At 37.5% G+C, this 15,067-nt stretch carries 10 protein-coding genes; 6 read left to right on the top strand and 4 right to left on the bottom strand.

Features of this window, described 5'->3' with window-relative positions:
- Position 1: 1 nt before the first annotated feature.
- The 3 genes from JHD79_RS05330 to JHD79_RS05320 are packed head-to-tail and all read right to left on the bottom strand — an operon-like array spanning position 2 to position 5,935.
- Positions 2–1,591, bottom strand: coding sequence for a response regulator (locus tag JHD79_RS05330; RefSeq protein WP_199118175.1), 1,590 nt, complete (start codon positions 1,589–1,591; stop codon positions 2–4).
- A 13-nt stretch (positions 1,592–1,604) separates the two neighbouring features.
- Entirely contained in the window at positions 1,605–2,444 is an 840-nt protein-coding gene (locus tag JHD79_RS05325; protein WP_199118174.1) for a protein-glutamate O-methyltransferase CheR, read from the bottom strand.
- An 8-nt stretch (positions 2,445–2,452) separates the two neighbouring features.
- Positions 2,453–5,935 carry a response regulator gene (locus tag JHD79_RS05320; RefSeq protein WP_199118173.1) on the bottom strand — a complete coding sequence of 1,161 codons (3,483 nt, stop codon included), beginning with the start codon at positions 5,933–5,935 and terminating at the stop codon, positions 2,453–2,455.
- Between the two features lie 142 nt (positions 5,936–6,077).
- Here JHD79_RS05320 and JHD79_RS05315 point away from each other — a divergent pair, with 142 nt between their 5' ends.
- The 4 genes from JHD79_RS05315 to JHD79_RS05300 all read left to right on the top strand — a co-directional run bounded on the left by JHD79_RS05315 (position 6,078) and on the right by JHD79_RS05300 (position 10,381).
- The gene (locus JHD79_RS05315) at positions 6,078–6,428 is read left to right on the top strand and encodes a Spx/MgsR family RNA polymerase-binding regulatory protein (protein WP_199118172.1); all 351 of its coding nucleotides are present in this window, start codon (positions 6,078–6,080) and stop codon (positions 6,426–6,428) included.
- A gap of 58 nt (positions 6,429–6,486) precedes the next feature.
- Positions 6,487–7,206 (top strand): hypothetical protein, encoded by a 720-nt coding sequence (locus JHD79_RS05310; RefSeq protein WP_199118171.1) that lies wholly within the window; start codon positions 6,487–6,489, stop codon positions 7,204–7,206.
- A 77-nt stretch (positions 7,207–7,283) separates the two neighbouring features.
- Positions 7,284–9,257 (top strand): M1 family metallopeptidase, encoded by a 1,974-nt coding sequence (locus JHD79_RS05305; protein WP_199118170.1) that lies wholly within the window; start codon positions 7,284–7,286, stop codon positions 9,255–9,257.
- Between the two features lie 137 nt (positions 9,258–9,394).
- Positions 9,395–10,381: a metallophosphoesterase gene (locus JHD79_RS05300; RefSeq protein ID WP_199118169.1), complete on the top strand. Its 987-nt coding sequence runs from the start codon at positions 9,395–9,397 to the stop codon at positions 10,379–10,381.
- 69 nt (positions 10,382–10,450) lie between these two features.
- Here the strand turns inward: JHD79_RS05300 and JHD79_RS05295 are convergent, their stop codons facing one another.
- Complete coding sequence (locus JHD79_RS05295) at positions 10,451–11,218, bottom strand: hypothetical protein (protein ID WP_199118168.1); 768 nt, start codon at positions 11,216–11,218, stop codon at positions 10,451–10,453.
- Positions 11,219–11,541: 323 nt separating this feature from the next.
- On the opposite strand from JHD79_RS05295, the gene JHD79_RS05290 reads away from it, so the two are divergent.
- Both JHD79_RS05290 and JHD79_RS05285 read left to right on the top strand, forming a co-directional pair.
- Positions 11,542–12,069, top strand: coding sequence for a winged helix-turn-helix domain-containing protein (locus tag JHD79_RS05290; protein ID WP_199118167.1), 528 nt, complete (start codon positions 11,542–11,544; stop codon positions 12,067–12,069).
- Between the two features lie 126 nt (positions 12,070–12,195).
- A complete protein-coding gene (locus JHD79_RS05285) occupies positions 12,196–15,012 on the top strand; it encodes a TonB-dependent receptor (protein WP_199118166.1) in 2,817 nt (938 codons plus the stop codon).
- The last annotated feature ends 55 nt before the right edge of the window (positions 15,013–15,067 follow it).

Below are 15,067 nucleotides of genomic sequence, written 5' to 3'. Positions count from 1 at the left end.
GTTATCTTCGAGCAAGATTACTTATTTTCTTGTGCAGTGCGGTGACCTTGAAGGGTTTACCGATAATATCATCAGCACCTACCTGTTTGGCCGTTTCCTTATCGGAATCTAATACTCCTGCGGAAAATGAAATGATAGGTGTTTTTTCTTTACCTGGTATCTGCCCATCTCTTATCCTTTTAATGGCTTCTAGGCCATTCATTACAGGCATGTAGGTATCCATTAAGATCAAATCGAAATTTTCTTTTTCCAAAGCTTCTAAAGCCGCAGCGCCATTGGTTACTACTGTCGTTTGTACTTTCCAATCATTTAGGATTTTCACAATAAGGAATACATTTATCGAATTATCTTCGGCAACTAATATTTTCAGTCCATCTAAGGTAGCCAGTTGCTCAGGTACTTTGTCGGTTTTTTCTTTCCCTTCCTTTTCTACAAATTTATACCACTTAGAGAAAGAAAAGACACTTCCTTTGCCTAGTTCGCTTTGAACATCAAGTTCTCCACCCTTCAGCTCTACCAGCTTTTTTACAATGGAAAGTCCCAAGCCTGTCCCCCCATAAACTTTGGTATGGATGTTTTCAACCTGTTCGAATGAATGGAAGATCGTTTCGATGTTTTCTTTGGAAATGCCAATTCCTGTATCGATGACAGAAAACTTAAGGTAGACCGTATTTGATTTTTCTTCCAAGACTTCTATCTTGAAGATTACCTCTCCTTCATTGGTGAATTTAACTGCATTGCTTAATAAATTCATGAAGATTTGGTTTAACCTTAGCGAATCGGCCATAATAAATTTTGGCAACTTATCATCTATCACCAGTTTTAAGCTAATGTTCTTTTCTATGGCTTTGATGTTGAGTAGGTTTGTGGCTTGAGTAGCTAAGTCTTTGATGTCAGTTTCGGCAAAACTGATTTTGTATTTGCCAGCTTCGATCTTAGATAAGTCTAGGATATCGTTGATTACACCCAGAAGGGAACTGGAAGAAACATCAAGTAGTCCTACAATTTCTTTTTGTTGTTCATCGAGAGGGCTTTTCTGTAAGAGATGCACCAATCCAATAATGCCATTAATAGGGGTTCTGATTTCATGGCTCATATTGGCCATGAAATTTTCCTTTGCTCTTTTGCCTTGTTCTGCTTCTTCCTTGGCTTTGATTAAATCGCCTTGGATTTTTTCCAGCTGTTGGTTTTTGTGCTTTATCTCCCTTTGGGTTCTGATCAACTGTATAAAGGAATCTACCTTTGCAGAGGTGATATAGGGATCCAAAGGTTTATATAGGTAATCTACAGCCCCAGCATTTAGGCCTTTAAGGGCATATTTTGCTTCTGTAGATATGGCGGTTACAAATAAGATCATGATGTCTTGGGTCCTGGTATTGTTTTTTAGGATTTCCACAAGCTCAAAACCATTCATTTCAGGCATTTGAACATCTACCAAGGCTATAGCTATATCCTTTTCCCAACAGATGCGTAGAGCGTCATTAGGAGATGTTGTCGTGATAATGTTAATATCATTTCTATTTAGCAAAGCTTCTAATGCTATGATATTTTCTTCTTTATCATCTACAATTAAGAGATTAATCTTACTCATGTTCTTGTATGGGTTAGCTAATTTTCTGGTATATGTTGTTTTTCTTATCTATTACCTTAAAATTTTTGGCAATTTCATGGTCGCGTATGGTCTCTTTTCCACCAAGGCACAAAAAGCCAAAGTTAGCAAGACTATTGTAAAATAAGTTAATTACATTTTTTTGAAGGGAAGGATTGAAATAAATCAATACATTTCTACATGAAATGACCTGAAACTCGTTGAATGGGCCATCAGATACTAGATTATGCATGGAAAATAATATGTTTTTTTTCAATTGACGCGATAAGGACGCTGCATCATACTTTGCGGTGTAATAGTTTGCCAGCGATTTGCCACTGTCAATGGCCAAATAGTTTTCCGAGTACTGCTTCATTTTTTGAAGGTCGTAAATGCCTTCCTTTGCCGTTTCCAATACCTTGTGGTTAATATCTGTACCATAGAAGAAACTACGGTTGTAGATGCCCAATTCCTCAAATAGTATAGCAAAAGAATAAAGCTCTTCTCCAGTAGAACAGCCTGCGTTCCACACCTTGATATGCTGGAAAGAACTTAAATAAGGCAATACATTTTCTTTTAACGATTTGAAGAATTTAGGATCGCGAAACATTTCGGTCACATTCACGGTAATCTCGTTCAAGAAATCATGAAAGAAATTTTGATCGTTCGTTAATGTGTTCCTAAGGTCAAAAAAATCAAACCTTTTTAGCACCATAATCCTGCTTACCCTTCTTTTTAAAGAGGCTTTAGAATACCCCTCAAAATCAAATCCATAAATGTTTTTGGTGAGTAGAATGACCTCATCTAGTTGGTTTTCGGTTATCGTCTCGTTTATTGAGGCATTAAATTTTTCCATTTTGTCATCTAGCTAAGCCATACCCTAAGCATTGAAAGTAATTTGTCTACATCGACAGGTTTTGAAATATAATCACTTGCCCCTGCCTCAATGCATTTTTCCCTGTCATTTTTCATAGCTTTGGCCGTTAGGGCAATCACCGGAAGATTGGCCCATTGCCTTTTGGCCCTTATTCTTCTCATGGCTTCATATCCATCCATTTCGGGCATCATAATGTCCATGAGCACCAAGTCTATTTCTGTATGCTCTTCCAATTTTTCTAGCGCTTCGACACCATTGGTGGCGATAATTACCTTAATATCGTAATCGTTCAAGGCAGATGATAAAGCAAAAATATTCCGCATATCGTCATCTGTAATTAAAATGGTCTTGTTTTGAAGGGCCTTTTCTATGGTAGGGGCATAGTTTTTTGGTGTCTTTTTTGTTTTTATCCTGTCTTCGGGCGAGTCGGCTTGTAATTTGTTCATAAATAGGCTTACCTCATCTAAAATCCTATCGTTCGACTTGTTGCTCTTTAGGACCATGGCTTGCGAATACCTCATGATATGGGCCATTTTATCTTTGTCGAGCTCCATTGCGGTATTGATGATTACCGGAATATCTTGGTAGTCGGTATTCGATTTGATTTCATCCAGTAAGTCAAAACCCGATATGTCGGGAAGCTTAAGGTCCAATATAATGCAGTCAAATGTGTTTTCTGCCAGCATTTGCCTTGCCTCATTTCCAGTGTAGGCTTGCGATACTTTGGCGCCTTTTTTTATCAGTTGTTCTGTAAGCTCATTACTTTGTAAAACCTGATCTTCAATAACGAGCACATTATTAAAGTCATATTTATACTGATTGGAAAGCAGCTCAAAAGCTTGGTCTAATTTGTCCTTTTCTACCGGTTTTTTTAGGAAGCCGATGGCGCCTTCCTTTTTGGCTTTACTGGTCTTCTCGTCACCTGCAGACATAAGGTGTATAGGGATGTGCTGGGTCGCTGGATTTGCTTTCAACTGTTTTAAGATAGACCATCCGTCCATTACGGGTAGCATGATATCGAGAACAATGGCATCGGGAAGTGCTGTGATCGCTAATTCTAAACCTTGATCGCCGCTATGGGCTAAAATGGGCTCGAACCCTTTTTCTATGGCATAAGCTTTTAATATCTCGGCAAAATTTTGGTCATCTTCTACAATGAGCAACCTGTTGTGGCCTTCCTTCATTTGCGGATTTAAAAGGGTTGAAAATTCAACTTTCTTATCTTCTTCAGGAGTTTCAAGACTTTTTATGGGTTCTTCAACAGCATCAGCTTTATGGACATTTATATTTTGTGGGATGAACAAGGTAAACGTGCTTCCCATACCTACTTCGCTGCTTAATTGAATTTCACCTCCCAGTAAGTTGGCCAATTCCCTGCTGATGGATAAGCCCAGTCCTGTACCGCCATATTTTCTGCTGGTAGAACCATCTTCTTGCTGAAAGGCCTCAAAAATAACTTGCTGTTTATCTTTTGAAATGCCGATGCCTGTATCTATAATCGAAAAGTAAATGGGGCTGGTCCCATTTTCCATCAGGTTTTTATTGGAGAAGAAATGGGTAGGATCTGCCAAACCAGCTTCTACGGTAACACTCCCTTTTTCTGAAGTGAACTTGAAGGCATTTGACAGAAGGTTTTTAATAATTTGCTCTAACCTTACCTGATCGGTTGAAATCGAGCTGGGTAAGTCGGCCGCCAGTTTAAATTCAAAGTTTATTTTCTTTTGTTTGGCCAGTTCTGTAAACAAGGCTTCTGTATGGTCTTTAATTGATTTTGGTTTTACATTTTCAATAATAAGGTCAATATTGCCCGATTCGATTTTGGAAAGATCAAGAATATCATTAATCAATGCCAAAAGATCAGATCCGGCATTGTGGATTACGCCGGCATATTTGATTTGTTCTTCCGATAAGTTGCTTAGCTTATTTTCTTTTAGAATTCTGGCTAATATTAAAATACTATTTAAAGGGGTGCGAAGTTCATGGCTCATATTGGCCAAAAACTCAGATTTATATTTGCTACTCAATTCAAGTTCTTGGGCCTTTAGGCTAATGGCCTCTTTGGCTTGGTTGATAGAAGCGTTTTTTTCTTCCAATAGCTGGGCCTTCTCCTCCAGTTCCGAATTGGCCTGCTGTAATTCCTCCTGTTGTACACGCAGCTCTTCTTCCGAAGCTTGTAATTCTTCTGTTTTGTGTATAAGATCTTCATTGGTTACGCGAAGTTCTTCTTGTTGACTGGTCAGTTCTTCGGCTTGCTGCTGTGTTTTTTCGAACAACGCTTGTAGCTTCATTCTCGAAATCACGCCATTCACGGCAATACCTATATCTTCGGATATATTTTGCAAAAACTCTATTTGCTTACTGGTAAGCGGAACCATGGCGCCTATTTCCAGTACGGCTATTGTTTCTTCTTCAAACAAGATAGGCAAGCAGGTAATATAACTAGGTTTTATAGCACCTAAGCCTGAATTGATCTTGATATACTCGTTGGGCACTTCATTGAAAAACTTGATTTCCTTTTCCAGTGCAGCTTGGCCCACCATACCTTCGCCAAAAAAATATTGTTTATCGTTTAATTTTTTTTCAAAGGCATAACTGCCTCTTATTTTTAGAGTTTTTTCTGTGCGGTTAACTAAAAAGAAAGCACCTATTGGAAGGTTGAGGAAATTACATATTCTGGTAATTATTTTTTCACTGAGGCTATCTAGGTCTTGTTCTCCCCGCATTACCTCATTTATTTTGGCTTCACCACCTAACAACCAGTTATTATGTTCATTTATGGCCGAGATCTCCTCGAGTTCTTTATTGGTCTCTAGGATTTGCCTTTCCGTTTCCTTTTGTTGGTCAAATGTTTTGCGGATATATTTGAGTAAAAATAAGATCAGACCAAAAATAATCAATGAACTTAAGGTAACTACGGCAATGGTGCGGGCACTTCTGGTAGCACTTATGCTTCTTCTTTCCTTGAGCAGTTCATATTCTTGTCTGATTAAAGAGTCGTTAACATTAAGGAACTTGATTTTATAAGTACGGCCTTTATCTGTGAGGATTTGTTGCTTTGCACCAGCAAAGTTGTCATTGGTAGCCTTTGTCATGATTTGTTTCATGTCTACTACCTTTAATCCGGCATAGTAGGCTATCGAATCAATTTTTTTGATCTGTGCTTCATTTCCTTGGGCAAGGTTTCTCAAGCGCTCAATTAAAGGGAGAATCTTGTCTATGCTTTGGTTATAAGGTTGTTTATAATAGTCTTTTTCTGTAATTACATAACCTCTTAATCCTGTTTCGGCATTTAGAAGCTCTATTTCCAAACGTTCGGCCGTTTTGGCAACCTCTTGGGTATGCTCAATCCATACATAACTATCATTTAACGATCTAATGCTTAAATAAGAGGCTAGCGCAGAAATGAGGACAAATATTAATGAAATGATAAAACCGGTAAGTATTTGTTGTTTAAAGGATAGCTTAAGCATTGTTGTTGCCGTTTTTTAAATTAAAAGGATAAGCTAAGATAAACATTAAAGGAGTAATCCATAAAATGGATTTGGAACAAAGTGTTGAAATTATATAAAGCCATAGTTTTTATTAACTTTAGCCGCAAAAAAATACTCATCAATGATACTTTACGGAATACCCAATTGTAATACAGTTAAAAAAGCGCAAGATTGGCTCAAGGCAAATGATATAGCTTTTGAATTTCATGACTTTAAGAAAAAAGGTGCCAGTCCGGAAAAACTAAATGAATGGTTTATTGTTTTTGGATGGGAGAAAGTAGTGAACAAGGCAGGATTGACATTTAAAAAGCTAAGCAAGGAAGAGCAGGCTTCTATTGATTCTGCCGATAAGGCAAATGCCTATCTTACCCAACATACAAGTGCCATTAAGCGTCCTATTGTTGAGCTGGATGGTAAGGCTGTGCTGATTGGTTTTAAGGAGGAAGAATATCGGTCAGTATTTAATAAATAACTATTGTTAAATATTGTTAAAAAGGAAAGCCCGAAATAAAACTGCTTTAAATTTGGATATGCTTAAAAAACTATGGTCGTTGTGTTTTTTGTTGTTCCCCTTCATTGCTTTGGCACAGAGCAGTTATATGACAGGGAATGTGTTTGATAATGAAAATAGGAATACGGCGTTGCAGGGAGTTTCGGTAAGAAACCTAAGTACCAAAGCGGTAGTTTTTACAGATAAGGAGGGGCATTATGCCATTGGCGCAAAAACAGGTGACCTGCTTTCTTATGGTGTGGCGGGATATGAAACAGACACCGTTTATCTGGTCAACCTTTTTCCAAAGAATATTTACCTGAGGATGATAATAAATAACCTGAACCCTGTTAACATTACCACTGCAAAAGTTTCTCCTTTTCTTGATGGGAAAGATCCCGAAGCTAGCCCTGCAAGGCAATTGGATTATTCGAAAAATAGAGGGGGGCTGCGTTTTGGCCTAGGCTACGGAAAATATAGGAGGCAACAGGCAAAAATACAAGAGCTGGAAGCCGAAGATGAAATTCAGGAAGAGATACTGAAAAATTTTAATAAAGAAGTAATACAAAAGCTGGTAAACTATAAGGAAGACGATCTGAAAGATTTTATAGGTTTGTACCGTCCAACCATTAACCAGGTAAGGGCAGAGAAACCCTTTAACTATACTTATTATATTGTGAAATCATTTCATGAATGGCAAAAATTACCGCCAGGAATGAGGAAATTGCCCCCATTGCCCAAGTTAAAAGCGAATGAATAGATAAGGTAAAATTACTGTTTCCTGCTTTTAATCAATTTCAATTCAAGCTACCTTTAACACAAAATTCATAATTGAACATGCGAAAAACATTTTTTAAATCTTTAATGGTTGTTGTGGTTGTGCTGTGGAGCCAACTGAGCTTTGCTCAACAAACATCTGGTACGAACTACGTGCCCGGAGAAGCTTTCAGTCCCTTATTTTATACACAGAATGGTAATGAATATCGTTCGGCCAGTGGCGCTCCAGGACCTAAGTATTGGCAGAACAGAGCTGATTATCACATTAGTGCCAGCTTAGATGAGGCCACCAATAAGATTACAGCTACGGTAACCATTACCTATAAGAATAATAGCCCAGAGAAATTGCCCTTTTTATGGCTTCAACTAGATCAGAATTCATTTAAAGAAGATTCTAGAGGAGCTGCTGTAACCCCCCAACGTAGCCGTTATGGAGCTCAGGGAGAAAAGATTGATGCGGGTTATAAAATTAGTAATATCAGTGTTGTACAAAAGGCAAAAGCGGTAAAGTTTAGCTCTATAGTTGAAGATACACGTATGCAGATCCGTTTGGATGAGCCAATGGCTGCTAACGGCGATCTGGTAACGATTAAAATGGATTATACTTATGTGCTGCCTAAGTTAGGTTCAGATAGAACGGGGCATTTGACAACAAAGAACGGAGAAATATTTGCCATAGCCCAATGGTTTCCACGGATGTGTGTGTTTGATGATGTTATGGGATGGAATACTTTACCTTATTGGGGCGGGGGCGAGTTTTATTGTGAATATGGTGATATTACTTATGAGGTTACGGTTCCTGCCAATCATATTGTAATGGGATCTGGAACATTATTGAACCCACAGGAGGTATTTACTGCCGAACAGTTTAAAAGATGGAATGAAGCGAAAAATAGTGACAAAACTATCCATATACGATCAGAAGCAGAGGTTACAGATCCCAAATCCCGCCCTGCAGGTGCTAAGTTAACATGGAAATTTAAAATGATAAATACACGTGATGCAGCCTGGGCCTCATCGAAAGCCTTTGTTTTGGATGCTGCACGTATCAATTTGCCCAGCGGGAAAAAATCTTTGGCAGTTTCTGCACATCCGGTAGAAAGCAATGGGATGGACGGTTATGGTAGAGGGGTAGAATATGTTAAAGCATCAATTGAGCATTACTCTAAGATGTGGTATGAGTATCCTTATCCAATGGCTGTTAATGTAGCTAGCAATGTTGGTGGTATGGAGTATCCAGGCATAGTTTTCTGTGGTTGGAAAGCTAAAAAACAAGATGCATGGGGGGTAATTGACCATGAATTTGGCCATATTTGGTTTCCAATGATCGTAGGCTCAAATGAACGTAAATTTGGATGGATGGACGAAGGTTTTAATACTTTTATCAATGATATTTCTAGTACTGCTTTTAATAATGGAGAATACAAGCCACGGGTAACGAATATGAACGCCGTAGGTAAATCTATTATTGGAAATCCAAAATATGAAAATATGATGCTCATGCCCGATGGTATGGCGGAAGCAAATATAGGTGTTAACCTATACTTTAAACCAAGCTGGGCATTGCATATACTTAGAGAACAGATCTTAGGAAAAGATAGATTTGATTTTGCCTTTAGACAATACATTAATAACTGGGCATATAAGCATCCTACTCCATTTGACTTTTTTAGAACGATGGAAAATGCTGCAGGTGAAGATTTGAGCTGGTTTTGGAAGAGTTGGTTCTTGAATAACTGGAAAATGGACCAGGCTATTGCAGAAGTTAAGGAAGTTAAGGATAATGATAAGATAACGGGTTATACCATTAAAGTGGATAATCTGGAGAAAATGCCAATGCCAATTATTTTGGCCATTAAAACTAAAAGTGGCAAAACAGATATTATAAAGGTTCCAGTTGATGTATGGATGAAAAATACCAGTTGGTTGGTGAGATATCCTACTACAGAAGAGGTCATTGAAGTGGTGTTAGATCCTGAGCAGGTATTGCCCGATAGCAATACAAGCAATAATAGATGGAGCGCAGGTAATTAAACTAACGTTATCATAAAAAATCCCGTGAAGTTAAGCCTCACGGGATTTTTTATGATAAAATAATATCGAAGCATGATAAGTTAATAGACCAAAAATAGGCGACCACCTCTTAAATTTGTTCTATTAAACCTAACCAAATGAACAGAAGATCTTTTATAAAAGGAACATCTATAGCTGCATTAGTTTCTGGCATGGGCTGGCCACTAAAAGCTTCGATGTCAAAAAATCTTTCCTTCAAAAAGCTCAAATTCGGGATATGTGCAGATTTGCATTATGATATTATGCCTGATGGTTTAGATAGAATAAATGCATTTATAAACCAAATGAATGCTGAAAAAGTAGATTTTATTATTCAGATGGGCGATTTTTGTAAAGTAAATCACAACAATAAGCCACTATTGGATGCCTGGAATAAGTTTAAAGGCCCTAAACATCACGTATTGGGCAATCATGATATGGATGGTGGTTTTACTTTTGAACAGGTGCTTGATTTTTGGGGAGCAAAAGAACCTTATTATTCTTTCGACATGAACGGATTTCATTTTATTGTGCTCAATGCCAATGAAGGTAAGGTAACTACCGAAAGAAAATATCCTTCTAACTTTAGTAATCGGCAATTGACTTGGCTAGAAAAGGATTTGAAGATTACTCCACTACCAAGCATGGTATTTCTGCATCAAGGCTTGGATAACGACAGTGGTGTAGAGAATGCGATGAAGGTGCGCTACATCCTAGAACAGGCTAATTTATCTGCAAATGGAAAAAAGGTACATATGGTTTTCTCTGGGCATCATCATAAAGACTATATGAATACGATTAATGGCATTCGCTATATTCAAATCAATAGCATGTCTTATTACTTTATTGGGAAGAAATACATGGCAAACACTTATGGCGAAGAAATAATGTCAAAATATCCAAAACTTAAAGAAGTTTGCCCTTATACAACACCACTTTGGGCCACCGTAGAAGTAGATGCTACTGGGAATTTTAAATTGAACGGACAGAAGGCGATGTTTCTTGGTAAATCTCCCAAAGAAAGGGGAAAACCCTATTTGGATGATATCTCTCCTGCCGCATCAATTGTTTCTGATCGCGGGTTTAAACTGATGGACAACTGCTAGTGTCTTATTTTGAAAGCCCTTAATTAAACCAGTAACCATTTTTGTCCAAAACTTACGTTCATTTAATGGTTAATCTAGAAGTTCGAAGGGTAGATTGCTTTTATGGAGTTGATAGTAGCTGATCAATGCCTTTTTTAGTTCAGTGTCATTGGCCATCTGATCAAAACAATATTGTCTGATTTTTTCTAAATAAGATAATTTGTCTTTAAATATAGATTTTTCATTTTTTTCTGCCTCATTAATATATGATTTAAAGTTTGACATAAATTGGGCAGGTTTGCCATCCCGTCTAAAACTTTCAAAGATGGCTTCAAAACAAAATGCCTCAATTAAGGTGTAGTCTTTATCAAATACATTTCTTAGGCCATTTAGGTTAACACATACATAAGCATTTATGGTAGAATCACTTTTTACACTTTCGCAATAGAAGAATCTAGAGGCCACAAGCATTAATTCTTTGGTGTCGATGCTGATCTTTTTATAGTTTGGATTTTGAAATGGAAGGGACAGCTCCGAAAAATATCCCATAAATGATGTATCCGCAGAAAGACTTTGCGTATAAAGCCGATTGATTTGAGCAGTATCTGGATATAGATTTTCATAAATGTTCTGAAACTTGCTCCTGTTTACGAGTATGAACCTAAAGCGCCTGGGGTACTTACGCATTCCTTCTCCTAAAACCCCTGGGGCATCATTTCTTATTTCTGGCGATGTGCCAAGATATTTCTCTTTCCCTTCTATATAGTATTTCATCTCTAATCGGAAATAAGAAACTGGATTTTGAGCGGAAGCAGAGAGGGTGATTGCAGCTATTGCTAACATGTAATAATATTTCATCAGTTTAAATTTTTATTGGTGTCCAAAGTAAACGGAACTACCACAATTGTTCAGTAACCTGAAAAGTGGGATAGTTTTAGGAACTGTTTAAATTTTAATGAAAGAAAATACTTAAACTGGGCCTACCTATAGGCCATAGTTGGAGTTTGGTATCTTGCCAAATTTATCCTGTCAAATATCTCTTCCGTTTCTAAACAGTTCCTTTTAGGCAAAGCTATGATGTAATGTCAATACCCATTAAATTTTAAGGTTTGGAATAAGTGAAGAAAAGCTTTAGATTTTATAAACATGGTTTTTGTTTTCACATTTGCCTATATTTAAGTATGCAGCGACATAAATTGATCATTAACCAAAGGTTTGTTATAGATGAGGATCTTCATACTTTAAAAGATGTACAAACAGGTACAACTACCCGTTTGGAGTTAAGACTTGTATTGTTAATCGTTCTCTTGGCCAAGCAAAAAAACGAAGTGGTTTCTAGAGCGCAGCTTATCAATGACATTTGGGGTAATTATGGTGGGGCAGAAGAGGGCCTAAATCAGGCAATATCTGCATTGAGAAAATTGATGGGGGATACAGATAAGAAGATAATTGAAACTGTTCCCAAAAAAGGCTACTTATTAAATGCCATAGTGAATGAAGGCTTTAAGCCAAGAAAGTCTATTTTACGATATGTTGTCTTAATTATGGTGCTGATGTTTTTGGGTTTGATTATTTTAATGATGCCGAACAAAAGCCAAGATAAGCCATTGCTAGAGCCCAGCAGTGGAGAGGTAGACACAACTTACCAAAAGAAGGAGTTGGATAGCATAAGAAAAAGGAATTCAACTGGTAGCGAAAAAACGTTGTAACGACTTATCGTTTTTGTAATTGGCTATCATTTTAAAACAAAAAATAAAAAAAACTGTCACATTTTGTTGGAGCTTGCGTCTTATCTAAAAAATAGAGGTCAAGGTTAATCCAAAGAAACTGTGTCAATGAAGTCAAGAATTATTTTACTCTTCTTTTATCTTTTATGTACGAAGTCTTTCGCACAAAATGGGCGTCAACTATCGGGAAGATTAGTTGCTGGTCAAAGCAATGAACCTATTGCCTATGCTGCTGTGCTTCTTGTAGAAACAGCCGATTCGACAAAAAAGAGTGGGGCGTTAACCAGCTTTAATGGAACGTTTGTTTTTAAGGGCGTGAAGGAAGGAAGGTATCTGCTAAAATTGTCGGCATTAGGTTATAAAACAATGCATAGGCAGATCAACATAGGTTCAAATGATACAGATTTGGACATTTTGAAAATGGATGAAGATGCGGTGTCATTAAAAGAGGTTAACATTACTGGTCAACAAGCTAATGTGAAGATCAAACGCGATACCATAGAGTATAATGCAACCGCATTTAAAACACAGCCCAATGCGGCAGTAGAAGAATTGCTCAAAAAGCTTCCTGGTGTAGAAATAGATCGAGATGGAAATATTCTGGTGCAAGGGCAAAAAGTATCCCGATTGACCGTAGATGGAAAAGATTTTTTTGGAACAGACCCTAAAACGGCAACAAAAAACTTGCCTGCTGATGCGATAGCAAAAGTACAGATCGTAGATAGTAAAACGCAAGAGGCAAAGGCCACTGGAATTGACGATGGACAAAGAGAGAAAGTGCTTAACCTCACCATAAAAGAAGATAAGAAAAGAGGTTGGTTTGGTAATGCCAATTTAGCAGGGGGTACTACCGATAAATACAATGGTTATTTAAGCGCCAATCATTTCAACAAGAATTTGCAGTTTGCTGTATTGGGCATGAGTAATAATATTAGTAACGCAAGCTTTCAATATGAAGATCTGAATAGCTTTACTGGAGGTAACTTGGGAAATATTTTTGCCCCACCTGCAGGAGGTAGTTTTTCGATCAGCGTAAATAACGGAAGAACCACCATTGGTGGCTCGGGTGTTTTTGATAATAATGCTTTTGGCGAGGTCTCAACACATAGTGGGGGAATAAATTACAGCAATAGTTGGGGCAAGAATAATAAACTGTCCATTAGCAGTAGTTATTTTACTTATTTTTCAAATGGTATAGGCAATCGGCTATCAAATGTTCAGGATATTAATCAGAAAGATGTTTTGAGGACTGCAGAATGGTCTGATAGAAATTCCGATAACCAAGCACATCGTTTTAATTTTAAGGCCGAATATCATCCCGATTCTTTGACCGATATTACTTTTAGGCCAAATGTCATTCTCAATTATACCACCAACATCAACAATAAGAACTTTAATTCTGCTTTTGATATAGCAGGAAAGAGTAATGATGGAAATCAGTATTTTAAACAGCGAAATGTAACCCCATCACTATTTGGCGAGTTCGTTGTGCTACGTAGATTGGCGCAAGGGTCTGTTTCTTTACGGTTAAATGGTACGCAGAATACATTTAATGCCAATTGGCTAAATCGTTCGTTAATTAATACCTATACCAATGGGTCACCTGTAGCCGTGCAGTTAGACCAGCAGGCAGAACAGGAGAATGTTTCAAAGACCTATACCTTAGGACTAAACTATATGCGTCCGGTATTCAACAAAAAATGGAGTGCCAATGTAGGTTATGTATATAATAGGGGCTTGGTAGATGCCCAACAGCTTACCTATGACTATAATGCCGTAACCGATAGATATGAAACCATTGTGCCCGACTTTTCTAATACCATTGAAAATACGACATGGCTGCAGGCGGCTAGGCTAGGCTTTATTTATACCCGAACCGAATGGACTTATAATTTTGGTTTTGGTTTTCAGGAGACCGGATTAGATGCCAATGCATTTAATAGCCTAGGCGCCAATGTTAACAATATTGGCAAGAAATATTATAATATACTTCCAAGGTTAAATATCAGCTTTAAGAACAAAGCAAATCAAACCATTCAGTTAAATTATAACGCTGGTGTGAACCTGCCTTCTATTAATGATCTCCAGCCAGTGCAGAATAATAATAACCCACTTTATCAGCGAATAGGTAATCCAAATTTGGAAGCTAGAAAAAGCCATCGAATGGCCATTAACTTTAATACTTTTAGTCCTGATAATAATAGGTATTGGAACGGGTATTTCCTTATCAACTATGCTATGGACGATATAGGCAACAATGTGCGTTATGTAGACGGTGTACAATATGTTCAGCCAGTTAACGTAGATGGGAACTATTATGTAAACACAGGTACATTTTTTGGAAAACCTACCAAAATTAAGGGATTGAGGATGGGGTATGGGCTTAACCTATTTATGTCTCATACTTCCTCATTTATCAATGCACAAAAGAATATTACCAATAGGTATAACATCGGGCCAAATACTAATTTTAGTTATGATATTGATGACAAGCTGAATGCGGGTATCTATTTGGGCGTGCAATACAGCAAGGTGAACAATTCTCAGCCGGGAGCTATAGATAATAAATATTTCAGTTTCTTTAATAATATCACCACAAGTTGGGAATTTGTAAAGAATGTCCGTGTAAATGCCGAGGTGCAGCATAATGGAACGGCTGGTCGGGCTGATGGGTTTAATAATAATGTGTTTTTGTTAAATGCGGGCTTAGAAAAGTATATGATGCAACGTAGAATTACCCTTGCATTTAAAGGGTTTGATATACTTAATCAGAATACCAATATAGACAGGACCGTAAATGCAAGTAGAATGGAAGATGTTCGTTATAATACCATTACGCGTTATTTCTATCTATCTCTTAATTATAAGATTTCCAAGGCTGGGGCTAGCAACACCAGGTCTAATCCGAGAAATACCGTTGGATAAATAACAAATCAGGAAGTCATAAGCTTTAAGGGACAGAATAGGCTAGGAAATTATT

This window comes from Pedobacter sp. ASV28 (genome assembly GCF_016428855.1).
Lineage (GTDB): Bacteria > Bacteroidota > Bacteroidia > Sphingobacteriales > Sphingobacteriaceae > Pedobacter.
This window is presented reverse-complemented; position numbering and strand designations above follow the sequence as displayed.

Coding starts and splice junctions, on each gene's coding strand:
- JHD79_RS05315 (WP_199118172.1), top strand. CDS start 6,078: ATGATACTTTACGGAATACCCAATTGTAATACAGTTAAAAAAGCGCAA.
- JHD79_RS05290 (WP_199118167.1), top strand. CDS start 11,542: ATGCAGCGACATAAATTGATCATTAACCAAAGGTTTGTTATAGATGAG.
- JHD79_RS05305 (WP_199118170.1), top strand. CDS start 7,284: ATGCGAAAAACATTTTTTAAATCTTTAATGGTTGTTGTGGTTGTGCTG.
- JHD79_RS05295 (WP_199118168.1), bottom strand. CDS start 11,218: ATGAAATATTATTACATGTTAGCAATAGCTGCAATCACCCTCTCTGCT.
- JHD79_RS05285 (WP_199118166.1), top strand. CDS start 12,196: ATGAAGTCAAGAATTATTTTACTCTTCTTTTATCTTTTATGTACGAAG.
- JHD79_RS05320 (WP_199118173.1), bottom strand. CDS start 5,935: ATGCTTAAGCTATCCTTTAAACAACAAATACTTACCGGTTTTATCATT.
- JHD79_RS05325 (WP_199118174.1), bottom strand. CDS start 2,444: ATGGAAAAATTTAATGCCTCAATAAACGAGACGATAACCGAAAACCAA.
- JHD79_RS05310 (WP_199118171.1), top strand. CDS start 6,487: ATGCTTAAAAAACTATGGTCGTTGTGTTTTTTGTTGTTCCCCTTCATT.
- JHD79_RS05330 (WP_199118175.1), bottom strand. CDS start 1,591: ATGAGTAAGATTAATCTCTTAATTGTAGATGATAAAGAAGAAAATATC.
- JHD79_RS05300 (WP_199118169.1), top strand. CDS start 9,395: ATGAACAGAAGATCTTTTATAAAAGGAACATCTATAGCTGCATTAGTT.